This window comes from Halobaculum sp. EA56 (assembly GCF_051195075.1).
Classification (GTDB): Archaea; Halobacteriota; Halobacteria; order Halobacteriales; family Haloferacaceae; genus Halobaculum.
On sequence record NZ_JBNTJX010000005.1, the window covers coordinates 220590 to 245595 of the forward strand.

Below are 25006 nucleotides of genomic sequence, written 5' to 3' on the forward strand. Positions count from 1 at the left end.
CGGCTTTCGTTATGAGTCGACTTCCGCGTCCGGGCCGTGACGCACGCCGCGTTGGCCGTCCGTTACACGGCCGGCTAGCGAGCCGGCGGCGCTCGGGGCTCTGCGGCACCGTCGGCCGGTAGCGCCGGTATAACAAAACGGCTCTCGGGGAAGGTCAACGCGAGTGACCCGCACCGTATCCGACAGTCACGGAGTCGACACCGCGCCGGCGACGCCGCGCGCGCGAGGACCGTGAGCGCCGCCGACCGGTCCCGCGCCGGCGGCCTGCTCGTGGTCGCGGACGCGCTCGCGACGCTCGCGGCCGTGTGGATCCTCGCCCTGGCGGTCCTCGGAGGGATCGGGGGGCCGATCCGGGCGGTCGCCGGGGGTGCCCTCGTCCTGTTCGCGCCGGGGTACGCCGTCTCGACGGCCCTGTTCCCGGCGACCGACGACGGAGGCTCCGGGACGGGATCCCCAAGACGCGCGGCCCTCCCGTTCGCGGAACGGCTCGCGTTCGGCGTCGGCGCGAGCGTCGCGTCGGTGCCAGTCCTCGCGTGGGCGGTCGCGCGGCTCGGCTACCCCTACACGGTCGCCACGACGGCCGGCGCGGTCGCGGCCGTCGCGTCGGTGTTCGTGGTCGTCGGGTGCGTCCGGCGGCTCCGGACGGCACCCGAGCATCGGTACCTGCCGCCGGCGGGCCCGGCGGCGGCGCTGGCGGTCGACGCCTCCCGACGGTCGTCGCCCGGCAGGGCGTCGACGGTCGTGTTCGTCGTGGCTGTCGCGACAGCGGTCGCCGTCGTCACGGCCGGCCTCGTCGCGCCGATCCAGGGCGACGGCTACACGCAGGTGTCGGTGCTGACGGAGGGCGAGGACGGCCGACAGTTCGTCGACGAGACGCCCGCCACGGTCGCGGCGGGCGGGTCCGTCGACCTCGTCCTCCGGGTCGAGAACCACGAGCGCGAGGAGACCCGCTACGTCGTCGTGGTCCAGCTCCAGCGCGTCGTCGACGGCGAGGTCGTCGAGCGGGCGAACGCCGACCGCTTCTCGCGGACGGTCGCCCCCAACGGGACCTGGGAGCGCCCGCACGAGGTGCGCCCCTTCGACGGCGAGAACGTCCGGGTCGCGTATCTGGTGTACCGGGGCGACCCGCCGCCGACCCCGGGGGTCGACTCGGCGTACCGGTCGGTGACCGTGTGGACGACCGTCTCCGACGGCTCGACGGCCGGGACCGGGGACCCGGCGTCGATCGACGAGTCGCGGCCGGCCGACGGCGCCGCCGCCGCGTACGGTTCGGCTCCCGCGTCCGGGGCCGCGACGCGGTCGACGGGGGTGACGGCGCCGTGATCCCCGACACCTCCCCGCTCCGTCGCGACGCCGGCCCCCCGCCGGCCGCGCTGCTGGCGCTCGCGTCGGGGTACCTCGCGCTCGCCGCGGGCGTGTTCGTCGCGCGGCTCCACCCGCCGAACGGCTACGAGCCGTCGATCTACGCCGCGACCCCCGCCGTTTACTGGGTGTGTGCGGTCGCGGCCCTCATCGTGGGGTTCGTCGCCGCCGCGACGTGGGGGCGGTTCGGACGGTACGCCGGTATCGGGCTCGCCGGGCTGACGGTCGTCTCGTTCGTCGGCCTGCCCCTGATCAGGGGGTATTACTTCTACGGCGGCGGCGACGCGCTGACCCACCTCGGCTACGCGAGGGCCGTCTCTGGGGGGAGCGCCGAGTTCTTCAACCACATCTACCCCGGGGGATACGGGCTGTCGGTGTTCCTCGCGCGGGCGATGGACGTCCCCGTGAGACACGGGATGATGTACGCGACGCTCGCGGTCACGGCGGTGACGCTGCTGTTCCTCCCGCTGTGCGTGTGGACGGTGCTGCGCGACCCCCGGGCGGCCGTCCTCGGCGCGTTCACCGCGATGCTGCTGATGCCCATCAACAACGTCAGCACCACCATCTCGTTTCACACCTACACCGTCGCGACGCTGTACTTCCCGTTCGCGCTGTACTTGGCGTTCAAACACATCGCCCGCGGCGGCGAGGACGAGTCCCTCCCGGGTTGGCTGTCGCCGGCGAACCTGATCGCTCCGGTCGCCCTCTTCTCGCTCGTGATCTTCCACCCGCAGGTGGCCGTCGACACGGCGATCCTGTTCACGACGTTCCTGCTGGCGGGCGTCGTGATGCGCCGGCTCAGGACCCGCAAGGAGACCGCCCACGGCGTCGACGTCGCCGCCGACGGGGGCAGGGGGCCCTCGCGGCTCCTGATCGGCCAGACCCTCGTGCTCGCGGCGGTCCTCGTGCTGTGGGTCTCGGGGTTCGAGAAGACGTACATCTTCGCGGAGAACCTGGTGAACTCCCTGGAGACGTTCACCGAGACCGGGGAGGGCGCGGGGGCGGTCGCCCAGGACCGCTCGGAGTCCGCCGAGCGGGCCGGGATCAGCCTCCTCGAGCTGTTCGCGAAGCTGTTCTCCGTGAACCTCCTGTACGTCCTGGCGTGCGGGGGGCTGATCCTCGCGAAGGTTCGGAGCCTCTTCGACGGCCCCGCGAGCGACGCCGACCGCGCGATCACGTACATCGCCCTGTCGGCGCTCACGCTGGGGCCGTTCTTCCTCGCCCAGTTCGTCGGGGACGTGTCGGGGTACTTCTTCCGTCACCTGGGGTTCGCGATGGTGCTGATCGGCGTCGTCGGGTCCCTCGCCCTCTACCGGGCCGCGGACGGGATCGGTCCCGTCGGCGACGGCGCGCGGACCGCGGTCGCGGTCGTCGGCGTGCTCGTCGTCTGCGTCTCGCTGGCCGCCTTCTTCCCGTCGCCGTACATCTACCTCCCCTCCGACCACACCCCCGAGGAGGAGTTCGCCGGCTTCGAGAGCGGGTTCGCGTTCCTGCCCGACGAGACGTCGATGGCGAAGCCCCGCCCCGGGCCGGGACGGATGATGGACGCGACGAACTCGGACCCGGACGGCGTCCGGCTGTGGCAGATCTCGGGGGCGCAGATGTCGAGCCTCGAACGGGTGATCAACGCCACCCCGGAGGGCGGGTCCGCCGACGGCTACTACCTCGTTCTCTCCGAGCGCGACCGCGAGCGCGAGGTCGTCGGCTTCCACGGGATCCGGTTCCAGGCGGAGGACTTCGAGCGGATCCACGACGCCCGCGACCCGCGGATCACCCTCGTCCTCTCGAACGGCGACTTCCGGATCTACTACGTCGACCAGCGCGACGCCGGCCCCGCCGGCGCCGACGCCCGGGTCGGGTCGCCCGAGTCGCCGTCGATTGCCGGCGCCGACGGCGTCGCGTCGACACCCGACGGGGCCGCACGGTCCGCGCGCTCGGTCCGCCCCGCAGGGGCCGTATAACAATCCGTGTCTCGGCCCCCCGGTGGATCGAACCGAAATGTCCCAGTCGACCACACGACGCGCGCTCCCCGCCCTCCCCGCGGGCGCGACCCCGGCCCGCCGGCGAACCGGACCCGCGACCGTCCGACCGTGCGCCCCGTCGCACGCGGAGGTGCGCGGGTGAGGATCTGCGTCCACGGCGTCGGCTACGTCGGCCTCGCGTCGGCGGCGCTGTTCGCGAACGACGGCCACGACGTGGTCGGGTACGACCCCGACGAGGAGACGATCGAGCGGCTCCGGCGGGGGGAGCCCCGGACGACCGAGCCCGCGTTCGCGGCGTTCGTCGAGGCCGCCCTGGACGCCGGACTCGATCCGAGCCACGAGCCGGTCCCGGCCGACTGCCACGTGATCTGCGTGCCGACGCCGTACGACGCCGCCGCCGGCGCGGCCGACCTCTCGTACGTCGAGGCCGCCGCCGGGACGGTCCGCGACCTCCTGCGTCCCGGGGACCACGTCGTCGTCGAGTCGACGGTGCCGCCGCGGACCACCCGCGACGTGGTCGCGCCGGCGCTCGCGGAGTCGGGGCTCGTCCCCGGCGAGGACGTCTCGCTTGCGTACTGCCCGGAGACGATCCTCCCGGGGAACATCGCCCACGAGCTCGTCCACAACGACCGGATCGTCGGCGGGATCGACGACGAGTCGGCCGACCGAACCCTGGAGCTGTTCGACTCCTGCACCGAGGGGGCGATCCACCGCGCGCCCGACGCGGCGACCGCCGAGTTCGCCAAGCTGGCACAGAACGCCCACCGCGACGTGAACGTCGCCTTCGCCAACGAGGTCGCCAGGCTCGCGCGCGATTACGGCGTCGACTCCCGGGAGGCGATCGCCCTCGCGAACGTCCACCCGCGGGTCGACGTGCTCTCGCCGGGCCCGGGCGTCGGCGGCCACTGCCTCCCGGTCGACCCGCTGTTCCTCGGGCAGAACTCCGACGAGCTCGACCTGCTCGCGACCGCGCGCCGCGTGAACGACGGCATGGTCGGGTTCGTCCTCGAGCTGCTGGAGGCGGCGCTCGACGGTCCCGACGGGCTCGACGGCGCCCGGGTCGCGCTCCTGGGCGTGGCGTACAAGGGCGACGTGGAAGACACCCGCCACAGCCCCGGCCTGCGCATCGCCGACGCCCTCTCCTCGCCCGACGGCGACCGGCACGCCCCGCGGGCGATGACGGCCGACGGCGGCCCCGGGCGGACGATCGAGGGGTCCGTCGACGTCCGTCTCCACGACCCGCACGTCGAGGACGACCGCCTCGTCCCGCTGGAGACGGCGCTGGACGGGGCGGACGCGGTCGTCGTCGCGACCGGCCACAGCGAGTACGGCGACCTCGACCCCGGGTCGGTCGCGGACGCGGTCGACGGGCGGGTCGTGCTCGACTGCCCGAACGTCCTCGACGGGGACGCGTGGCGCGGGGCGGGCTTCGAGTACGTCCGGATCTGATCCGGCCCCGGTCCCGCGTCCCCGGGGCGACCTCGGGGAGGGTAGCGGCGCTATTACAAACCCCCTCTCCCCGCTCCCGACGGGCATGGCGCTTCGAGGCGACCGGCGGCTGGCGTTCGACCACCGCCGCATCGACGACGACCCGCCCGCGGGGCGGATGGGCTTCTGTCTGACCACCGACCTCACCGGCAACGGCCGGCCGGACGTGCTCGTCGGCGCGCTCGGCGGCCGCTACCCGGTCACGATCCCCGTCATCGGCAAGCGGATCGACCTCCGACTCCTGCCGGGGACGAGGGACCTGATCGAGCGACTGGAGTGGAACGTCTTCTGGTACGAGAACCCCGGCTGGGAGCGACACGAGGTGGCGCGCGCGCCGGACCTGTCGATCGGCGGGTCGCTCGGCGACCTCACCGGAAACGGCCGGGTCGACCTGGTCGCCGGGCAGAACCTCTCGGACGACCTCTACTGGTTCGAGCAGCCCGGAGACCCGCGGGACCGCTGGACGAAACGGCTGATCACCGACGAGTTCACGAAGTACCACGACACGGCCGTCGCGGACGTCGACGACGACGGCGAGCCCGAGGTGCTGGCGCTCTCACAGCGCAGCGAGACGGTGTTCTACTACGACGTGCCCGCGGACCCGACGCGGGAGCCGTGGCCGGCGGACCACCGCCACGTCGTCGCGGACGACCTGAACGTGGAGGGCGTCGCGGTCGTCGACGTCGACGGCGACGGCCGCACGGAGATCGTCGCGGGGACGAACGTCTTCCACAGGCGCGAGGACGGCGGCTGGGAGCGCGAGCGGATCGCCGAGGGGTGGGACTGGACCCGGCTCGCCGTCGCGGACGTGGACGGCGACGGCGACGACGAGGTGATCGCCACCGAGGGCGACCTCCCCTATCAGGGCGACCGGCGCGCCAGGCTCGGCGTGTTCGACCCGCCCGACTGGGACGTGACGGTGCTGCGCGACGACCTCTCGAACCCTCACACGGTCCAGGTGGCCGACCTCGACGGCGACGGGTCGCCCGACCTCCTCGTCGCCGAGATGGGGCTGGAGGAGGGGCACGACCCCCGCCAGTTCGTCTTCTGGAACGACGGCGACGGCGGCTTCGAGGGGGAACTCGTCGCCACCGGCGTCCCCACCCACGAGGCGAAACTGGTCGACCTCGACGGGGACGGCAGACACGACCTCGTGGGGAAGGCGTACGACAGCCGACACGTCGACGTGTGGTATCGCCGGTGACGGGCCGCCGCGGGAGCCGACCCCGGTCGTAGTGCTGGACTAACAAACACGCCGGCACCGAACGTCCGGGTGAGCGATGGATCCGACAGCGACGTCAGGGACGCCGGCCGAGGGGCCGTTCGAGGTGCTGCTCGTGGGGACGTTCGCCGGGGGCGGCGTCCACCGCTACGTCGAGCGCCAGCGGGAGGAACTGCCCGCCGCGTACGACGTGGCGCTCCACGACATGTTCTCCCCGCGGGACCGCGGCGGCCCGCTGTGGCTGGCGGGCGTCCTCCTGCGGACGGCGCTCGCCGCGCTCTCGTTCGTCCGCCGGTCGCCGCCGGACGTGGTCCACGTCCACACCTCCCACCGGTTCTCTTTCTACCGGGCGGCCTTCTACGTCCTGTTCGCCCGATACGTCTGGGACCGGCCGACGGTGCTGCACGTCCACGGCTCGTCGTTCGACGCGTTCGTCGCCGACCCGCCCGCGCCCGTCCGGGCGCTCCAGCGGGCCGTCTTCGACGCCAGCGACGAGGTGGTCGTCCTGTCCGGATACTGGCACGACGTGATCGTCGACGCCGGGCTCGTCCCCGAGGACGCGGTGTCGGTCGTGCCGAACGCGGTCGACCCCGACCTGTACGCGCCCGAGTACGGCGCCGACCCCCCGCGGGTCGTTTTCGTCTCGAACCTCATCGAGCGGAAGGGCGTCCGCGCGCTGGCGGAGGCGGTCCCGGACCTGATCGACCGCGTCGACGGCGACGTGGCCGTGGACGTCGCCGGCGACGGCCCGCTGCGCGGGGCCGTCGAGCGCCTCGCGGACGAGCACGACGCCGTCACGTACCACGGCTACGTGAGCGAGGAGCGCAAGCGCGCCCTCCTGAACCGGGCGACGGTGTACACCCTGCCGACGCACGCGGAGGGGCTGCCGATCGCCGTGCTCGAGGCGATGGCAGGCGGCAACGCCGTCGTCTCGACGGCCGTCGGCTCCATCCCGGAGGTGATCGACGAGGACCGCGGCCGGCTGGTCCCGCCCGAGGACGCCGGGGCGCTCGCGGACGCGCTGGTCGACCTCGTCTCCGACCCCGAGCGTGCCGAGGCGATGGGGCGGCGCAACCGCGAGGCGGTACTGGAGTCCTACTCGTGGGACGGCGCCGTCGATCGCATCCTCGACGTCTACGAGCGGAGCACGTCGCCCGCCGGGCGGAGCCGCCCCGCCGTCGCCGCCGACGGCCGATAACCGACGCATATCCAAGTGGGGGAGCGCCCGAGCCAGGTCCATGACCGACCGCCCGAACGTCCTCTTCGTGATCCTGGACTCGGCCCGCCGCGACCGCGTCTCGCTGTACGGCCACGACCGGCCGACGACGCCGACGCTGGAGTCGCTGGCCGGGGAGTCGACCGTCTTCGACAACGCCTACACGCCGACGCCGTGGACGCTGCCCTCCCACTGCTCGATGTTCACCGGCGAGTTCCCCTCGGAACACGGCGTGACGAACGGGTTCGCCGACCGACGGCCCGCGCTCCCGGAGGCGACCGAGACGCTCGCCGAGCGGCTCTCCGACCGGGGGTACCGGACCGCCGGGTTCTCGAACAACCCCTGGGTCGGGACGCTCTCGGGGCTCCACCGGGGCTTCGAGGAGTTCGTGGAGTGGGACCTCGAGATCACCAGCGAGTCCGACGCCGGGATCCACGACCGGCGCGACCGGCTCTACTCGCGGTTCCACACCCTGCTCGCGCAGGCCGCCAGACAGCCGGTGTTCCTGCTCAAGCGGCCGTTCTTCACCGCCAACCTCGCCGGACGGGCCGGCGAGTGGGTCCGGGCCACCGCCGACGACCCCCGGCCCTCGTTCACCTTCGTGAACCTGATGGAGGCGCACAGCCCGTACTTCCCGCCGGACGAGGCGTTCGAGGCGCTCGACCTCCCGACGCCCGGACCGATCGAGCCGCGGCTGCTCAACACCCGCCTGCTCGCGTACGTCCTCGGGAAGACGAGCCTCGACGGCGACGACCGCCGGCGCGTGCTGGAGTACTACGACGCCTGTCTCCGGTACCAGGACGGCAAGCTCGCCGAGCTGCTCGACGCGTATCGCCGGGAGGGGCTGTTCGAGGACACGCTCGTCGTGATCTGTGCCGACCACGGCAAGACGCTCGGGGAGTTCCCCCGCGACGGCGAGCCCTCCCACTACCTCCGGGACCTCAACACGAACGTCCCGCTGGTCGTGAAGGAGCCGGGGCAGCGCGAGGGCGACCGGGTCGGGGATCCCGTCGAACTCCGCGAGCTCTTCGGGCTGATGGCGGAGCCGGGGGCGTCCGTCGACTCGCTCGCCCGCGAGCACGCGCTGACCGAGGACCACATCCCGCACACGGGGACGACCGCGGAGGAGGTCACCCGGTGGCGGGTGATCTCGGGCCGCGACCACCGGCTCGCCCGGTCGGAATCTGGCGAACAGTACCTGTTCAGGCGCGGCGCCTCGACGGTCGACGAGCGGGTCATCCCGGCGCCCGACGAGACGGAGCCGGCCGTACTCGCGGAGCTGTCGGACGCGCTCGACGCCCGCCTCGCCGGGCTCTCGGAGACGGACGACCGGGGCGACGCCGACGAGGAGATCGCGGGGGCGACGCAGGCGCAACTGCGCGACCTGGGCTACCTCTGACCCGGGCTCACTTCCCGACCGTCGCCGACGAACGCCCCGGCAACGACTCGAAGAAGTCGGGACCGAACTCCAGCACCCGGCCGTCGCGCTCGCGGGTGTTGTAGGGGTTGACGAGGAGGCGACGCCCGTCGCTCGCGAGGAAGGTGTACGCGTTCGAGGCCGGGACGACCCCGTCGACGCCGAGACGCTCGACGAGCCCCCGGCGCCGCCGCGCCGCCGTCACCTCGAACCAGCGGGTGTACGCCGACGCCGAGGAGGCGGCGACGACGCGCGTCCCGTCGCCGCCGGTCACGCGCGTCCCCGGCGCGGTGCTGTCGGGGGTCGCGCTGGCGGACGTGGAGAACGCCACCCAGCGCTCGCCCCCGGCCTCGACCGCGGCCGAGTAGAACACGGGCGTCGACAGCGACGCCACCGGCGTCGGGTCGAGGTCGCCGTCCGCCCCGGGTCCGACGTCCGCGATGTCCTCGCGGGCGAGGCGGTAGATCCGCTTCTCGTCTGTGTAGTTGCAGTCCACGCCCCACAGCACGTACTCGGGCGTAAACGCCGGCTGGACGGCCCGCCACTCCTGGCTGCCGCCGCCGACCGGGTCGAGGCGGCCGTCACGGAGTCGGCCGATCACGCACTCGTCGTCGGCGTCGCCCGTGGTGACCCAGTACTCGCCGGTGTAGGGGTCGCGGGCCACCCCGTGGACGTGCCTGACCTCGGGGAGCGCGAGGGCCGTCTCCCACGTCTCGCCCGCGTCGTGCGAGACGCGGATCCGGGCGGTGTCCCCCGCGGAGAGGGGGTACTCGCCGAGGTGCACCGTCCCCTCGTGGACGCACAGCGCCGACGGGAGGACGCCGACCGGCCCGGACGAGGCCGGGAGCCGGGCGGTCCGTCGCCACGTCGCGCCGCCGTCCGCCGAGGCGAACACCCACCGTCCAGCGGTCGCTACGAGCGCCCCGGCGTCAACGGCCGCGACGGTCGCCGCCGGGAACCGGCCGACGAGCCGCGAGAGGGGTCGCCGGAGCGTCGCGCTCGTTCGGAGCCGGAACCCGGCGCCCGCGACGCCGCCCGCGGGAACCGGGAGGCGGCCGACGCGCCGGAGGCTCGCCGGGGAGGGCCCCCGGTACACCGTGCGCCCGCGGGTCGCGATCAGCTCCCCGTCGCGCACGCCCTCGAGCTTCACCGGCCTGCCGTCGGAGGGTTCGCCACCGGCGTCCTGACGGCCGCCCGGTCCGGATGGTCCGCTGTCCACGGGAGCGCTGCGGCCGGTCGCGACAAAAGTAGACGCCGCATACGGGCCCGCCGCGGTTCCCGCCCCGATAGACGACCGCCGGCCGTCCGACCCGGAGGCCGGCCGCGGGGCCGGCCGACCCGCCGACGTCCGCGGGAACCGTCGTCCCCGGGGACGGATCCGACGTCCGAACGGGTAACCTCTCCATTACAACGCGGACGCGGTACAACGCTCCGTCAGACTCATGATCCGGGGACGAAGCCGGCCGTTCGGGAGCGGCGGGAGCGCGCGATGAGCCTCAGGGAGCGCATCGCCGCCGTTATCAGCAGGTTAAAGCCCACCGGAAGCACCGCACAGCAGGTCGCCAAGAGCGGGGTGTGGCTCGCCGGCCAGAACGCCATCGGTCGGGTGCTCCAGCTGACGATGCTCGCGGCGCTCGCGCGCCTGATCGGCCCCGCCGAACTCGGACTCGTCGGGATCGCCCTGCTCACGCTCTCGGCGATCCGGAAGTTCACCAACATCGGGCTGAACGCGGCGCTGGTGCAGAAGGCCGAGGAGAACGTCGACTCCCACCTGAACACCACGTGGATGCTCGAGATCGGCCGCGGCGTGCTGATATTCGCGGTCATGTACGCGCTGGCCCCGCCGATCGGCGAACTGCTGTTCGGCGAGCCGCGGGCGACGGGCCTGATCCGCGCGCTCGGGCTGTCGCCGCTGCTGCTCGGCTTCCGCAACCCCGGCGTCGTGTACTTCCAGAAGAACCTGGAGTTCGAGAAGCAGTTCCTCTACCAGGTCTCCGCCAACGCCGTCCAGCTGGCGGTCGGCGTCGGGTACGCCCTGATCGAGCCGACCGCCTGGGCGTTCGTGTTCGCGTACCTCGCGGGCGACGCGGTCCGGCTCCTGCTGTCCTACGCCATTCACGGCTACCGGCCGTGGCCGAGCTTCGACCTCGAGATCGCGAAGGAACTGATCGGCTACGGCCGCTGGATAACGGGCTCGTCGATCCTCTACTTCCTGTACAGCGAGGGCGACGACGCCTTCGTCGGGTGGTTGCTCACGCCGACGGCGCTGGCGTTCTACCAGTACACGTACCGCTTCTCGAACGCGCCGGCCACGGAGCTGTCGCAGGTCGTCACCGGCGTGATGTTCCCGGCGTTCTCGAAGCTCCAGGAGGACGAGGAGCAGTTCCGCGACGCCGTGCTGCGGACGGTCCGGATCACCTCGCTCGTGGGGTTCTCGTCGGCCTTCGGCATCATCGCGATCGCGCCGACGTTCGTGCTCGCGGTGTTCGGCGAGGCGTGGATGCCGGCCGTGCCGGCGATGCAGGTGCTCGCGATCTACGGGATGCTCAGGTGCATCGGGCGTACCTTCGGACAGGTGTGGAAGACGGTCGGCCGCCCGGACTACATCACGAAGCTCTCGGCCCTCCGGGTCGCACTGCTCGCGATCGCGATCTATCCGATGACGAGCGCCTACGGGATCGTCGGGACCGCGCTTACGGTCACCGGGATCTACGTGTTCCCGATGATGCCGCTCGACATCGAGATCACCGCCCGCGTGATCGACGTCCGCGCTCGGCGCATCTACTACGAGTTCGTCTACCCCCTTCTCGCGAGCCTCGTGATGCTGGCGGTCGTCCGTACCGCGCGGATCGCGATCGATGCCCCGCCGTTCCTCGAACTCGTCGTGCTGGTGCTGCTCGGCGTCGTCGTGTTCGTCGCCGCCGTCCTCGCCATCGAGCGGCCGACCCGCTGGAGCGTGAGCGACGAGTTCGAACGGATCGCCCGCAACATCGTCTCCTGAGGGTTCACTCTCCCCTGACGGTTCACTCCCGACTGCCCGGCACGGACTCCCGTCCGCCCCCGACTCCGCCTCACTCGGATCGGCCGTCCGCCTCGCCCTCGCCGTCCGCGACCGCCTCCCTGCCGCCGCCGGCGTCCGGGTCCGCCTCCGGCTCCCGGCCCGGTTCGCCCCCGTCCGCGTCGTCGCTCCCCTCCCCGGAGCCGCCGGCGGCGTCGTCCGGGGCCTCGACACCGAGCTTCCCCGCCTCCACCATCGCCTCCAGGGGGTTGTCGTCGACGTCGAGGGGGAGGTCGACGCGGCCGCGCCGCCGTACCGACTCCCAGGCCGCGAACGGGAGCTCCGCGGCCGCCAGCGAGCGGCGGCCGCTGATCCTCGGCTCGCGGCCCTCCCTGAGCGCGTCGACGACCTCCTCGATGGCGCGCTCGACGAAGCTCGTGGGCCGCACCCGCCGCGCGTCGACGCCGGGCACGCGCTCGAGTACCTTCCCCACGCCCGCGCGAACGACCCCGGTTGTCGGCCCGTGGACGGTCTCGCCCACGTCGACGGCCGTCCAGTCCGACCCGTCCGCGCGGTACCGCAGCGACGGGCCGTCCTCGACGCCGATCTCGATGGCGCCGTCGGTCCCGACGAGCCGCATGTAACAGCCGACGAAGTCGGCGCCCATCCCGGCGCCCTCGCCGGTCGACGCGAGGCCGCCGACGCCGTTCCCGTAGCGCCACTGGGCGAGCCCCTGGTTCTCGTTGTGCGTGCCGAACCACCTGTTCTCCTCGCGGTAGTCGATGCCCGCGAGCACCCACTCGACGGCCGCGCCGTCCGCGAAGTAGCCCGCGAGGTCGAACTGGTGGACGCCGGCGTCGAACAGGTTGTCCTGTCCGAACTCGACCCGTTCGAGGTCGCCGACCGTCCCGTCCTCGAGCAGCCGCTTCGCCCTGGTGAACGGCTTGCCGAAGCGGCGCTGGTGATTGATGCTCAGCTGGACGTCGGCGTCCTCGCAGGCCTCGACCATCCGCCTGCAGTCGCCCCACGTCGTCGCCATCGGCTTCTCGCAGTGGATCGCCTCGGGGACCCCGCTCTCGGCACAGCCGATCACGATGTCCGCGTGGACGGCCGGCGGGACGCAGACGCTCACGACGTCCGGGTCCGCGTCCGTCAGCATCGTCTCGTAGTCCTCGTAGACGTGCCGGTCCGGGATGTCGAAGTTGTCCGCGAACGCGGCGGCGTTCTCGGGGACGATGTCGGCGCAGGCGACGAGTTCGACGCCGTCGAGCCGACGGTACCCCGGCGCGTGACGGTACGCCATCGCGTAGCCGGTCCGGTCCCGGTCCTCCGGGTCCGCGCCCGTGCCGACGACGGCGGCCTTCAGAACCATACCGCGGCTTGGCAGAATCCGCACATCAGTATACGGCGGTTACCACGCTCGGCGTCCCGGGCGGCCGCCGCGCGGCCGTCGGCGCGTCCCCCCGGAAGCGACCGGGACGCGGCCCGACGGAGCGCCGAGCGCGGACCGCGGATCCGACCCGCGATCCGTCGACTCCGTCGACCGCGCGTCCGACGCCGCCCCCGGGACCCCGGCGACAGCCATCGCATAACAAAACCCCGAACCGCTCTCGGTGGACGCACCGACCGTCCGGGCGACCCGACCCGCCCGGGCACACACGCCATGATCCCGCACACAGCCGACCTCCTCCCGGAGCCGATACGACGGTACAGCCAGCGGCGACGCGAACGCGCCCACCGCCTGTCGAGGGACGCCCGCCGTCCCGGCGCCGACAGGGAGTTCCTCGTGGGCCTCCTCGAGGACACGCTCGCGTACGCCCGCCAACGCGACTACACCGGCCCCGACTACTTCGACGGCATGAGCAGCCGGGTCCTCCGGGCGCTCCCGGCGGAGCACAAGTGGCTCAACATCGCCGTCCAGGAGGGGATCAAGCGCGCCCCCGTGGACCTCCGGCCGCTGTTCCTGGTGGAGCAGCGGCAGAGCTTCAAGGGGAGCGCGCTGTTCGCGATGGCGAACCGGACCGCCGCCGACCTGACCGGCGACGACCTGTACGACGACGAGGCCGACTACCTCCTCGACTGGCTGCTGGAGCACTCCAGCGAGGACAGGGCGCCCGGGTACGCGGGCTTCTGCGGCGGCCACCGGCACGCCATGCAACTGCTCGACGAGTACCGCGAGGCGGAGGTGCCGAACGTCATCCCGACCTCCTACGCGACGAAGGCGCTGTGTCGCGACGCCGACCGCGACGACCGCTACGCGGAGGCGGCCCGCTCGGCCGCCGACTTCCTCGTCGAGGACCTCCGCTACACCGAACTCGACACGGGCGCGCGCATCGTCTACCAGCCGGAGTACGACGGCGAGTTCTACACGATCAACGGCGGCGCCATCGGCGCGCGCCTGCTCGTCGACCTGTACGACCGCTTCGGCGACGAACGCCACCTGGAGCGCGCGACCGCGCTGCTCGATCACATCGCGACGCGACAGACGGACCTCGGCGGCTGGACGTACCGCGACCCGCCGTCGGCCTCCCACCTCTCGATGGACAGCCACCACAACGGCTTCGTCATCGAGTCGTTCCTCCGGTACCAGGAGGCGACCGGCGAGGAGCGGTACGCGGACACGCTCGACCGCGCGCTGTCGTTCTACCGGACCCGGCTGTTCGAGCCGAACGGCGCGCCGAACTTCGACGAGTCGTCCCGCTACCCACGGGACATCCACGCGGCGACCCAGGGGGTCATCGTCTTCGCGATGGCCGGCGACACGGCGTTCTCCCGGCGGATCCTCGACTGGGTGCTCGCGAACCTCTACGCGGGCGACGGCCAGTTCCACTACCAGCGCCGCCGCTTCTACACCAAGCGGTTCACGCTGATGCGGTGGTGTCAGGCGTGGATGGCCTACGCGATATCGGCGTATCTGGAGGCGACCGCGGCCGGGGGCGGAGACGACGGGGACCGGGAGGGGACGGCCACGCCGGCGGGTGACCACACGTCGGTGCCGGGGACCCCGTCGGCCGGCGCGACGGCGTCCGGAGCCGCCCCCGGGGACGGATCGGACGCGCCGTCGGAGCGGACGGACGACGACAGGGCCGACCCGCCCGAGCCACGGTCCGACGGCGGCGCGCCCGGCTCCGACGCCGGTGGATCCGAGTCCGACGGGGGGCGGGGTGGCGAGTGATGGACCTCGCGAACGTGGTCGCGAACCTCCGGCGCCACTGGGACGACCCCTCCTGGTGGCGCGAGATCGTGCTCCCGTTCGGGGTGCGAACGGCGCTCGTGCAGCCGTACTTCCGGTACGTCGCCGGCAACGACGGCACCCCGGTCCTGGAGGAGGAGTGGGACACGCTGCTCGTGCTCGACGCGTGCCGGTACGACATGTTCGCCGAGCACAACACGATCGAGGGCGACCTCGACCACCGGACCTCGCTGGGGTCGAACACCGAGGAGTTCCTCGTGCGGAACTTCCGGGGCGGACGCTTCGACGACGTGGTGTACGTGACGGCGAACCCGCAGGTGAGCGTCCGCCTCGACGACCCGTTCCACGAGGTGATCCCCGTGTGGCGGGAGTCGTGGGACGAGGAGTTCGACACGGTGCTGCCGGACGTGATGGCCGAGGCCGTGCGGGAGGCCGCCGCGGCGTACCCCGACAAGCGGATCGTCGGCCACTTCGTCCAGCCGCACTACCCGTTCGTCGGCGAGCGCGGGCGCGACCTCCTCGACGAGCAGGCGGGCATGGAGCTGTCCCGGCGGATGGCCGACGGCGAGGAACCCGTCTCCGACCACATGAACGTCTGGGACATGCTCCAGCGCGGGCTGATCGACGAGCGCGACCTCCGGGAGGCGTACGAGGAGAACCTCCGGGTGGCGCTGCCGCACGTCCGCCGTCTCGTCGACGACCTCGACGGGCTCACGGTCGTCACCTCCGACCACGGCAACCTCATCGGCGAGCGACCCCGGCCGTGTCCGGTGCCGATGGAGCTGTACGGCCACCCGCCGGGCGTGTACGCGGAGAACCTCGTGAAGGTGCCCTGGCTGGCCGTCGAGGGCGAGGAGCGACGCCACGTCGTCGCCGAACCCGGAACGGCGACCGAGCCCGCCACGGCGACCGAACCGGACGCGACGAGCGACCCGGACGACGACCCGGAGGCGACGGAACGCCTCCGCGACCTGGGGTACCTGGAGTGATCACCGTGAGAGAACACGTAGCCGCGGACGGGGACGGACCGACAGCCGCCGTCGCCTCGGGGGTGATCGCCCGTGCGTAGTCCCGCGACGGGACACCGGTCGAACGGTGCGGCCACCGGGCGCCCGGCGGACGTGTGGGTCGACCTCGCGAGCCCGTCGCACCCGTTCTTCTTCAAGGCGTTGACGGACGCGATCCCCGACATCCGCACGACCGTGACCGTCCGCGACAAGACCCAGACCGTCTCGCTCGCCCGGGAGGTGGGCTTCCGGTTCCGCACCGTCGGGCGCGACTACGAGCCGTCCCTGCTTCGCATGCTCGGCATCCCGATCCGGACGGCGCAGCTGACCGTCGGGATGCCCGACGCCGACGTGGCGATGGGCGCCCGCAACGCCATGTGCGTCCTCTCGGCGAAGGCGCGCGGGGTGCCGACGATCCACTTCACCGACAACGACATCTGCGCGCACCAAGACGGCCTCTACGCGGACGCGCTGTACCACCGGCTGGTCGCGCAGGCGACCCACAACGTCGTCCCCGAGGCGTTCCGGACGGAGGTGCTCACCGACCGCGGGGCCGACCCCGACAGCGTCCACACCTACGGCGGGTTCAAGGAGGACGTGTACGTCGCCGGCTTCGAGCCCGACGAGTCGTTCCCCGACCGGCTCCCGTTCGGCGGGGAGCCGTTCGCCGTCGTCAGGCCGGAGGCGCTCAACGCGACGTACGTCCAGTCGGAGACGATCGCGCCGGACCTGCTCGCCGAGCTGACGGACCGCGGCGTCAACGTCGTCTACCTGCCCCGGACGGACGACTACCGCGAGTTCACGGCCGACGCCGACCCCGACCGGGTGTACGCGCCGCCGGACGCCCTCTCGGGGCTGGAACTCGCCTGGCACGCCCGGTGCGTCCTCACCGGATCGGGGACGATGGCACGCGAGGCCGCGCGCATGGGGACGCCCGCGGTGTCGTTCTTCCCGAGCGAGCACATCTCCGTCGACCGGGCGCTGATCGAGCGCGGCGAGATCTTCCACTCGCGCGACCCGGTCGAGATCGCAGAGTACGTCGACTCGCTCACGGTCGCGGACGCCCGACCGGACCTCGCGGAGGCGCGGCGCGTCCGGGACGAGGTCGCGTCGCTCACGGGCGACCTCATCGAGGCCGAGCGACGGTGACTCCGACCCGCTCCGGGCGCCGAGGCGCCCCGCGCGGAGCCTCGCCGACGACCGTCGCTACTCCCCGTCGCCGTCCTCCGTCCCGCCCGCGTCCGCCCCGCCGGCCTCGCCGCCGTCCACGTCGAGGTCAGCGAACGCCTCCCGTCCGGGAAGGTCGGCCACGTCCTCGTCGATCCCGCGGTAGGCGGCGTCGTCGACCGCCGACTCGAACGCCGAGAGCGAGGGGTACTCCCGGAACGTCACCACGCGCCCGTCCTCGACGAGGTAGACGACCTCCGCGCTCCCGTCCGGGTGGCGGTAGCTGTCGCCCCCGACCGGTGCCTCGCGGTCGCTCACGGCTCCCCCCGTCCCGGCCGCGTGCCCGGCCCGGGGACCGACCGTCCCGACCCGGTCCTCGGCGCTCCGCACTCGACCCTCGCGTCGCTCGGTGCCGTCGCCACGCGCGGGCCCCCGGCGGGGCGTCGCGCTCGCTCGCACCGTTCGGTGTGATCGCTCACGCCCGCGAGTTCGTCGTCCCCGCTAATGACTGTACGGTGCCTACGACCCGCCGGGGGCGCCGTCTCGTGAGCGTGCCGGCCCCGGGAACGGTAAGACACCGCGTACCGGCCCGGTCGGCCCCGCCGGCGAACCCGCGGATCCCGAACGGCTTATCGCGCTCCGCGGCCGACCGTGCGGAAGTGACCGGACCGGAGCGCGGACCGCAGGGGGTGCGGTGATGTTCCCGTGGGACCACCTCGCGATCGGCTACGTGGCCGTCTCGCTGTGGCTCCGGCTGCGGGGCCGCCGGGTCGACGACCTCGCCTGGCTGGCCGTCGTCGTCGGCACCCAGTTCCCGGACCTCGTCGACAAGCCGCTGTCGTGGACGTTCGCGGTCCTCCCGACCGGGACGACGCTCGCCCACTCGGTGTTCGTGGCGGTCCCGCTGTCGGCGGCGGTGTACCTGCTCGCGCGCCGGCGGGGGCGCCCGGACGCGGGGGCGGCGTTCGGGATCGGCTACCTGCTGCACCTCCCCGCGGACGTCCTCTACGGGCCGCTCGCGCTCGGGTCGCCGGTCGTGCCGGGAACGGTGCTGTGGCCGCTCGTCACGAAGGCGGCCACCGACGCCGGCGGGGGCCTCCTCGCGAACACGGTGTACTACATCCTGCGCTTCTACACGGTGATCGATTCGACGCGCGCGCTGGGGTTCCTGCTCGTCGAGGCGGGGCTGATCCTCGGCGCGCTCGCGCTGTGGATCGCCGACGGCCGCCCCGGCGTCCGGCCGGTGTCGGCGGCCGTCCGGCGGGCCGTGGCGTGACCCACGCGGGCCGTCGCCCGTCCCGCTGTCGCGGTCGGGCGCCGAGTCCCCGCATGTAACCCTATCATAACAAACCGGCCACGGCCGCTGTGTCCCCGTATGGAACCGGACCGTGACCGTCGGCCGTGGAGGTCCGTGGAACCCGCCCGCGCCGTCGGGCCGCGCCGCGACCGTCGGAGGTCCCGATGGTCGAACTGAGCGTCGTCGTCCCGACGCTGTCGCCCCCCGAGGAGGTCGAGTCGGTCCGCTATCTCGAACGGGGCACGGTCGACGACTACGAGGTGATCGTGTGCGACGAGACCCCGGTCACGCGCGCGAGAAACAAGGGAATCGAGCGCGCCTCCGCCGAGAAGATCGTCTTCCTGGACGACGACTCCCGACCGGCCCGCGACTACCTCGAACACGCGTCGGCGGCGCTGGACGAGGCACCGGCGTACGCCGGCCGGACGGTCCACCCGCGGCGGGACGTGTTCAGGCGGCACTTCACCTCCCACTACCACGACGGGATCGAGCCCGCGTCCGTGGACCGGTTCTGGGGGTGCAACATGGGCGTCCGCCGCGAGGTGTTCGAGACCGTCGGCGGGTGGGACGAGGGGATGCGCTGGGGCCACGAGGAGAAGGAACTGGCCGACCGCGTCCGCGCGGAGTTCGAGATCAGGTACGACCCGAAGGTCGCCGTCGAGCACCCGTACGCCGATTCGATCGCGGACTACTGGCGCAAGCAGTACCGCCTGGAGACGCAGACGCCGTACTACTGGCGCAGGCGCGGGGCGACCCGGCGGGAGTGCCTCCGGCGGATCGTCGCCGACGCGACCACCCTCAGGAGCTACCTGCGGCCGGACGTGATCGCGACCGGCGTCCAGGTCGGCGCGGCGCTCGCCAAGACCGCCGGCCGGCTGACCGGCCTGGCGGCGGTGGCGGACCGGCGTTCCGCCGCCGGGGACGTCCCCGAGTTCGAGCCGCGCTCCCGGGAGGGGCCCGACGGGGGCGCGGAGCTGTCGCGTCCGTCGCACGTCGATTGAGTCCGCCGGTCGGTCGTCGACCCGCCGTCCCGACCCGCGCTGTCGGCGGACCGGCCGCGCGGCGTCGCGGGGAGCCCGTCGAGCCGGCGGCGAGTCGGTCGCCGCGGCGGCCGCGTCGGCGGATCCGGCGGTATCGCTCTCATAACTAATCCGGTGCGTGAGGTGGTGTCCTCCGTGACCTATCGAGACGCGACCGTCGGGGTCGTCATCCCCGCGTACAACGAGGAGGCGTTCGTCGGCGACGTGATCGCCGGCCTTCCGTCGTTCGTGGACCGGGTGTACCCGGTCGACGACCGCTCGACCGACGGCACGTGGGACGCGATCCGCGAGGCCGCCGACGGCGCGAACCGCCGCCGCCCGCCCGCCGAGGGGTTCGACAGGGTCGTCGTCCCGCTGCGACATGAGGAGAACCGCGGCGCGGGCGGCGCAGCCCTGACCGGCTACCGCGCGGCGCTGGAGGACGGCGTCGACGTCGTCGCCTCGCTCGACGGCGACGACCAGATGGACCCCGCGTTCCTCCCCTCCCTGCTCGACCCGGTCGTCGAGGGAACCGCGGCGTACGCGAAGGGCGACCGGCTCGCCTCCCGCGAGTACGTCCGCGAGATGTCGCGCTGGCGGCTGTTCGGCAACCTCCTGCTCACGGGGCTCACGCGCGTCGCGAGCGGCTACTGGCGCCTCCGCGACCCGCAGAACGGGTACACGGTCATCTCCGCGGATGTGCTCGACCGGCTCGACCTCGACCGGCTCTACGAGCAGTACGGGTTCCGTAACGACGTCCTCGTCCACCTGAACGTGGCGGGCCACCGCGTCGCCGACGTGCCCCACCCGGCGCGCTACGGCGACGAGACCAGCGGGATCGCCTACTCGTCGTTCGTGCCGAACCTCTCGCTGCTGCTGGCGCGGCGGTTCCTGTGGCGCCTCGCCCGCCAGGCGGCCGACGGCGAGTACGGCCCCGCGGCGTCGTTCGTCGCCGGCGCCGCGGGCGTCGGCGGCGCCGCCCGCTCGTGGCTCGCCTCGGCGGCGCGTCCCCGCGCCCCCTGGCGCTCGCCGGTCGCCTCCGACGGCGGCCGCGCTGCCGGTTCGGCCGGCGCGACCCGCTCGCTCGTCGGGTTCGTCCTCGGGGTCGCCCTCCTGTGTCTCGGATCGGTTCTCGACGCCCGCCGCCGGAGCGGGTCGGTGGTTCGGGTTCCGGCCGACGCCGACCGCGACGGGGCACACGAAGACTGGCCCAGCCCGGACGCCGCGTCGCGCCCGGACGACGGGCGCGCCCGGACCGGGTCCCGCGACGGGGACGGCCGGCCGGACGACGACGCCGACGGCGGCCGACCCGCGGACGTCGACGACGCCACCGATCGACAGCTCGACGCCGACTGACGCCGCTCGACGGGGCTACCGACCCGCGGACGTCGACGGCGTCCCCGACCGACCGCGGGTCGCGGTCGCGGTGACCGTCGACGGGGTCGCGGTCCCCCGTGTTCTCGCTCGCGCTCGCCATCGCAACGTGGGCCGCCGCTGTTCGGTCGTTCCTCGCCGTGTGACTTCGGCGCTCGCCTCAGAAACGTCGGTCGAACGCGACCGGACCGCGACCGCGACGGGGGGACGGACCGTGTACCGCCCGTGCGGGGACCGATGCGACCGAGGACCGTCGGAACTGGTCGCCCCGGACCCCGCTACTCGTCGTCCTCACCCCCCTCGGCGACGGCGAAGGCGACCACGCCCGCGAGGAACCCGAAGACCACGAGGCTCGCGAGCAGGTGGTATCCGAGAAACTGCGTGACCGCGAACACTCCCCCCACGGTCGCCGCCGTGGCGAGGAGCGCGCCGTGGGAGGGGAACGCCCGCTCGTCCCCCTCGTCCTCCTCAGACAGGCTCATGTACTCGAAGAGGTCCTCGGCCTGCGAGGTCAACTCGATGCGCCCCCGGCTCTGCTCGAAGTCGACGACGCCCGCGTCGTCCATCTTCGGGAGGTGGCACTGGTAGAGGCCGATGTACACCCGCTTGCGCTGCTGGGCGTTGAGCGCCTGCACGGTGGTGTCGTTCTCGACGGCGGCGATCTGTTCGGCGAGGTCGCCGATCGTCGCCTTCCCTTCCTCCTGACGGAGCTGTTTCAGGACCAGCCGACGGCGTCTGTTCTTCAGGATATCGAACTTGACGTCCAGCGGCAGCTCCTCCTCCGCTCTCTCGGCCGGTTCGTCCAGCTGTTGTGGTTCTTCGGCGGTCGACTCCTCCGACTCGACCGCGCCGATCTGCTCCCCGTTCGTGACGGCGTCGCTTACTTCAGCCATTGTCTTTCTCCCTCTGTTCGGTCCTCGGCTCTCGTGCGTCGACAACCCGGATCCGCAGAGTCGGCCCCCTCGCCGGTGGAATCCCCACTCCCTCGGAACCGTACGCACGATACCGTCGGATCGCCAATAACTTTTCGGCTCCCCGCGCCTCGGCGCGCGGCTCGCTCGGCGATCCGACGTCGCGGGACGGCGGCGGACCGGACCCGTCCGTCCGTCGCGGTCGAACGCTCCCCTCCGCGGGGGGCGGGTTCGATCCGGTCCCTCGGGGACGACCGCGGACGGGGCGAACGATCCCGTGAGGGCCCGGTAGGCCGGGGATCACGGCCCGGTAGTCGCGCTCCGACGGCTGGCGGGGAGCCGCAGACCGGTCGCGTCCGTCCGACGGCGCCGGCCGGCGGCACGGGTCGTGCGTGACCCGCCGGTAGGACCCACGGACCTGACGGATGCGACCCCCGAGCCGCCGGCTCGGCGCGCGGGCGACCCCCGACATCCGTGAGTATTCTCCGCATACCCGCCCCCACCTCGACGGTCGGTAAGTATTGTTATAGAGCTTGTACGAGCGGTTATCTGTTGTATTCGCCTTGGTATCCGGTAGCCGAACCGATCGGGCGTGAACACCGCTCGACGGCCGCGAGCCCGGCGGATTCCCCGGGAACCGCGTAGCCCGCTACTAACAATATCCGGATACTGGGATGCGTGCACGTTACACGCGCACGGATCATGATACACAGCCACCACCATCGACCGGACCCGACACGGCGGACGGACGAGCGGGAGCCGGACGCTCGCACCGACGAACGACGAGCTGCTCGCGGGAACGGTTCACTGGGATGTGTGGCATAACCGCGTGTGTCGGCGACGACGACGTCGTCGAGACCGTCCTCGCCGGGCTGGAGAACCTGGAGTACCGCGGGTACGACTCGGCGGGTATCGCGACGCTCGACGGCGACGGCGTCTCGGTGCTCAAGCGGGGGGGCCGGATCGGCGACCTGTCCGCCGAGGCCGCCGACCGCGGCATCGCCGGCCGCATCGGGATCGGCCACACCCGGTGGAGCACCCACGGCGCGCCGACCAGGGAGAACGCGCACCCGCACACCGACTGCGCCGGCGGGGTCGCCGTCGCCCACAACGGGATCATCGAGAACCACGCGGACCTCCGTGCGGAGCTGTCGGCCGCGGGCCACGAGTTCGACAGCGAGACGGACACCGAGGTGGTCCCCCACCTGATCGAGGAGGCGCTCGCGACCGGGGACTCGCCCGAGGAGGCGTTCCGGCGTGCCGCCGACCGACTGGAGGGGAGCTACGCCGTCGCCGCCCTGATCGCGGGCCACGAGGGCGTCCTCGCGACGCGGCGCGGGTCGCCGCTCGTGCTCGGCGTCGACGAGGAGGGCGGCCGCCGGTTCCTCGCGAGCGACGTCCCCTCGTTCCTGGAGTTCACCTCGCGGGTGGTGTACATCGAGGACGGCGACGTGGTGCGGATCGGACCCGACGGCCACGAGATCGCGACGGCGGACGGCCGGCCCGCCGACCGCGACGCGGAGACGGTGTCTTGGTCCCCGGAGGACGCCGAACGCGACGGCTACGACCACTACATGCTCAAGGAGATCAACGAACAGCCGGCCGCGCTGGAGCGGGCGATCCGCGGTCGGATCGCCGACGACGGGTCGGTCGACCTCGCGGACTTCCCGTCGGGGTCGTTCGCGGACGTCTCGGAGGTCCACTTCCTCGCCTGCGGCACCTCCTATCACGCCGCCGTCTACGCCCGACAGCTGCTTCGCGACCGCGGCGTGCCCGCACACGCCTTCTCCGGCGGGGAGTACGCGACCACTCCGCCCCCGGTCGACGAGGAGACGCTGGTCGTCGCGGTGACCCAGAGCGGCGAGACCGCCGACACCCTCGCGTCCCTCCGGAGCGCGGGGCGGCGGGGCGCGCGCACGCTCGCGGTGACGAACGTCGTCGGGTCGACCGCCGCGCGGGAGGCCGACGACGCGCTGTTCATCCGCGCGGGCCCGGAGATCGGCGTCGCCGCGACGAAGACGTTCTCCTCGCAGGTGGCGGTGCTCGTGTTGCTGACGGAACTGCTCGCCGCCGACGTCACCGGCTCACCGAGCGACGACCGCGACGCCGTCCTGGAGGCGCTCGGACGGCTCCCGTCCGCCGTCGGGACCGTGCTCTCGGAGTCGGGCGCGCGGCTGCTCGCGCGGCGGTACGTCGACGGGGACGACGGCCGCTTCTTCATCGGCCGCGGGGTCGGCTACCCGGTGGCGCTGGAGGGCGCGCTGAAGTTCAAGGAGATCACATACGAGCACGCCGAGGGGTTCGCCGCCGGGGAGCTGAAACACGGCCCCCTGGCGCTGGTCACCCCGAACACGCCCGTGCTCGCGGTGTTCACCGGCCGCCACGACGGGAAGACGCTCAACAACGTGCAGGAGGTGCGCTCGCGCGGGGCGCCCGTCATCGGCGTCGCCGGCGAGGGGAGCGACCACGTCGCCAACGGCGTCGACGAGTTCCTGCCCGTCCCGGACGTGCACCCGGACCTCGCGGGCGTGCTCGCGAACGTGCAGCTCCAGCTCGTCTCCTACCACGTCGCGGACATGCTCGACCGCTCGATAGACAAGCCGCGGAACCTCGCCAAGAGCGTGACAGTGGAATGATGCGACCTCTCGACCGACGACTCCCGGAATCGAACGGATCGCCCCGAACCGACCGTCCCCGGCGACCGACAGCCCCGCCGCCACGGTACCGGTCGGGCCCCGACCCGCCGGACGGGGGTCGGTCGTCGGCGACGGCGTCGGAACGAGCGGGGAGCTGACCGTGTCGGAGTGACGAGGACAATGTCGACGTCAGACCAAGACAGACTGAGCAGGGACGAGGTGTACGACATCCTGAGCAACGCCCGGCGCAGGTTCACGATCAGTTACCTGCGCGAGCAGGGCGGCCGGGCCGAACTCGGCGACCTCTCCGACGAGGTCGCGGCGTGGGAGAACGACACCGACGTGGAGGACCTGACCCACCAGCAGGTGAAGCGGGTGTACGTCTCGCTGTACCAGACGCACATCCCCAAGCTCGAGGAGGCCGGGATCGTCGAGTACGACTCCGACTCGGGGGTCGTCAGCCTCACCTCCTCCGTGTCGGACCTGGAGGCGTACCTCCCCGAGGAGGACGAGCGGGAGGTGCCCTGGGAGCGCATCTACCTCGCGCTCGCGCTCGTCGGGCTCGTCGCGTACGGCGGGGCCGCCGCCGCGGGCGAGGCGGTCCCCCCGTCGGTGCTCACCGCCGTCGGGCTGGTCATCTTCCTCGCGTTCGGCGCGGTCGTGGCTGCGCAGTACGTATACGAACGGCGGTCCTAACATGAACGGAACCACACCGAC

At 72.7% G+C, this 25006-nt stretch carries 19 protein-coding genes; 15 read left to right on the forward strand and 4 right to left on the reverse strand.

Going from position 1 to position 25006, the window contains the following annotated elements; all coding sequences use genetic code 11:
• Positions 1–231: 231 nt before the first annotated feature.
• The 6 genes from ACQUQ1_RS10840 to ACQUQ1_RS10865 all read left to right on the forward strand — a co-directional run bounded on the left by ACQUQ1_RS10840 (position 232) and on the right by ACQUQ1_RS10865 (position 8669).
• Positions 232–1323, forward strand: a complete 1092-nt coding sequence (locus ACQUQ1_RS10840) for a DUF1616 domain-containing protein (protein ID WP_435064311.1) — start codon at positions 232–234, stop codon at positions 1321–1323.
• Complete coding sequence (locus ACQUQ1_RS10845; protein ID WP_435064312.1) at positions 1320–3323, forward strand: hypothetical protein; 2004 nt, start codon at positions 1320–1322, stop codon at positions 3321–3323. Before ACQUQ1_RS10840 ends, ACQUQ1_RS10845 begins: the two co-directional genes overlap by 4 nt.
• Before the next feature lie 159 nt (positions 3324–3482).
• Positions 3483–4793, forward strand: a complete 1311-nt coding sequence (locus tag ACQUQ1_RS10850) for a nucleotide sugar dehydrogenase (protein WP_435064313.1) — start codon at positions 3483–3485, stop codon at positions 4791–4793.
• An 85-nt stretch (positions 4794–4878) separates the two neighbouring features.
• A complete protein-coding gene (locus tag ACQUQ1_RS10855) occupies positions 4879–6036 on the forward strand; it encodes an FG-GAP repeat domain-containing protein (RefSeq protein WP_435064314.1) in 1158 nt (385 codons plus the stop codon).
• A 76-nt stretch (positions 6037–6112) separates the two neighbouring features.
• Positions 6113–7252: a glycosyltransferase family 4 protein gene (locus ACQUQ1_RS10860; protein ID WP_435064315.1), complete on the forward strand. Its 1140-nt coding sequence runs from the start codon at positions 6113–6115 to the stop codon at positions 7250–7252.
• Between the two features lie 40 nt (positions 7253–7292).
• Positions 7293–8669, forward strand: a complete 1377-nt coding sequence (locus ACQUQ1_RS10865) for a sulfatase (RefSeq protein WP_435064316.1) — start codon at positions 7293–7295, stop codon at positions 8667–8669.
• A 7-nt stretch (positions 8670–8676) separates the two neighbouring features.
• Here the strand turns inward: ACQUQ1_RS10865 and ACQUQ1_RS10870 are convergent, their stop codons facing one another.
• Complete coding sequence (locus ACQUQ1_RS10870; RefSeq protein ID WP_435064317.1) at positions 8677–9906, reverse strand: WD40/YVTN/BNR-like repeat-containing protein; 1230 nt, start codon at positions 9904–9906, stop codon at positions 8677–8679.
• A 270-nt stretch (positions 9907–10176) separates the two neighbouring features.
• On the opposite strand from ACQUQ1_RS10870, the gene ACQUQ1_RS10875 reads away from it, so the two are divergent.
• A complete protein-coding gene (locus tag ACQUQ1_RS10875) occupies positions 10177–11688 on the forward strand; it encodes a lipopolysaccharide biosynthesis protein (protein ID WP_435064318.1) in 1512 nt (503 codons plus the stop codon).
• A 70-nt stretch (positions 11689–11758) separates the two neighbouring features.
• On the opposite strand, the gene ACQUQ1_RS10880 is transcribed toward ACQUQ1_RS10875, so the two are convergent.
• Positions 11759–13057 carry a Gfo/Idh/MocA family protein gene (locus ACQUQ1_RS10880; RefSeq protein ID WP_435064319.1) on the reverse strand — a complete coding sequence of 433 codons (1299 nt, stop codon included), beginning with the start codon at positions 13055–13057 and terminating at the stop codon, positions 11759–11761.
• 291 nt (positions 13058–13348) lie between these two features.
• Here ACQUQ1_RS10880 and ACQUQ1_RS10885 point away from each other — a divergent pair, with 291 nt between their 5' ends.
• The 3 genes from ACQUQ1_RS10885 (at position 13349) to ACQUQ1_RS10895 (ending at position 17034) form a co-directional block, all read left to right on the forward strand.
• Entirely contained in the window at positions 13349–14860 is a 1512-nt protein-coding gene (locus ACQUQ1_RS10885) for an antibiotic ABC transporter permease (protein ID WP_435064320.1), read from the forward strand.
• Positions 14860–15867, forward strand: a complete 1008-nt coding sequence (locus ACQUQ1_RS10890; protein ID WP_435064321.1) for a hypothetical protein — start codon at positions 14860–14862, stop codon at positions 15865–15867. The genes ACQUQ1_RS10885 and ACQUQ1_RS10890 overlap by 1 nt, the downstream gene beginning before the upstream one ends.
• 72 nt (positions 15868–15939) lie before the next feature.
• Positions 15940–17034 (forward strand): DUF354 domain-containing protein, encoded by a 1095-nt coding sequence (locus ACQUQ1_RS10895; protein ID WP_435064322.1) that lies wholly within the window; start codon positions 15940–15942, stop codon positions 17032–17034.
• Between the two features lie 57 nt (positions 17035–17091).
• Here ACQUQ1_RS10895 and ACQUQ1_RS10900 read toward each other — a convergent pair whose 3' ends face one another.
• Entirely contained in the window at positions 17092–17370 is a 279-nt protein-coding gene (locus ACQUQ1_RS10900; protein WP_435064323.1) for a hypothetical protein, read from the reverse strand.
• Positions 17371–17749: 379 nt separating this feature from the next.
• Here ACQUQ1_RS10900 and ACQUQ1_RS10905 point away from each other — a divergent pair, with 379 nt between their 5' ends.
• The 3 genes from ACQUQ1_RS10905 (at position 17750) to ACQUQ1_RS10915 (ending at position 20724) form a co-directional block, all read left to right on the forward strand.
• Positions 17750–18328: a metal-dependent hydrolase gene (locus ACQUQ1_RS10905; protein WP_435064324.1), complete on the forward strand. Its 579-nt coding sequence runs from the start codon at positions 17750–17752 to the stop codon at positions 18326–18328.
• A gap of 185 nt (positions 18329–18513) precedes the next feature.
• Positions 18514–19350 (forward strand): glycosyltransferase family 2 protein, encoded by an 837-nt coding sequence (locus ACQUQ1_RS10910; RefSeq protein ID WP_435064325.1) that lies wholly within the window; start codon positions 18514–18516, stop codon positions 19348–19350.
• A gap of 174 nt (positions 19351–19524) precedes the next feature.
• Positions 19525–20724: a glycosyltransferase family 2 protein gene (locus ACQUQ1_RS10915; RefSeq protein WP_435064326.1), complete on the forward strand. Its 1200-nt coding sequence runs from the start codon at positions 19525–19527 to the stop codon at positions 20722–20724.
• Between the two features lie 296 nt (positions 20725–21020).
• Here ACQUQ1_RS10915 and ACQUQ1_RS10920 read toward each other — a convergent pair whose 3' ends face one another.
• The gene (locus ACQUQ1_RS10920; protein ID WP_435064327.1) at positions 21021–21635 is read right to left on the reverse strand and encodes a DUF7344 domain-containing protein; all 615 of its coding nucleotides are present in this window, start codon (positions 21633–21635) and stop codon (positions 21021–21023) included.
• Between the two features lie 830 nt (positions 21636–22465).
• Here ACQUQ1_RS10920 and glmS point away from each other — a divergent pair.
• Both glmS and ACQUQ1_RS10930 read left to right on the forward strand, forming a co-directional pair.
• Positions 22466–24289 (forward strand): glutamine--fructose-6-phosphate transaminase (isomerizing), encoded by a 1824-nt coding sequence (glmS, locus tag ACQUQ1_RS10925; RefSeq protein ID WP_435064328.1) that lies wholly within the window; start codon positions 22466–22468, stop codon positions 24287–24289.
• 180 nt (positions 24290–24469) lie between these two features.
• Positions 24470–24985 (forward strand): DUF7344 domain-containing protein, encoded by a 516-nt coding sequence (locus tag ACQUQ1_RS10930; RefSeq protein ID WP_435064329.1) that lies wholly within the window; start codon positions 24470–24472, stop codon positions 24983–24985.
• Positions 24986–25006 lie beyond the last annotated feature (21 nt).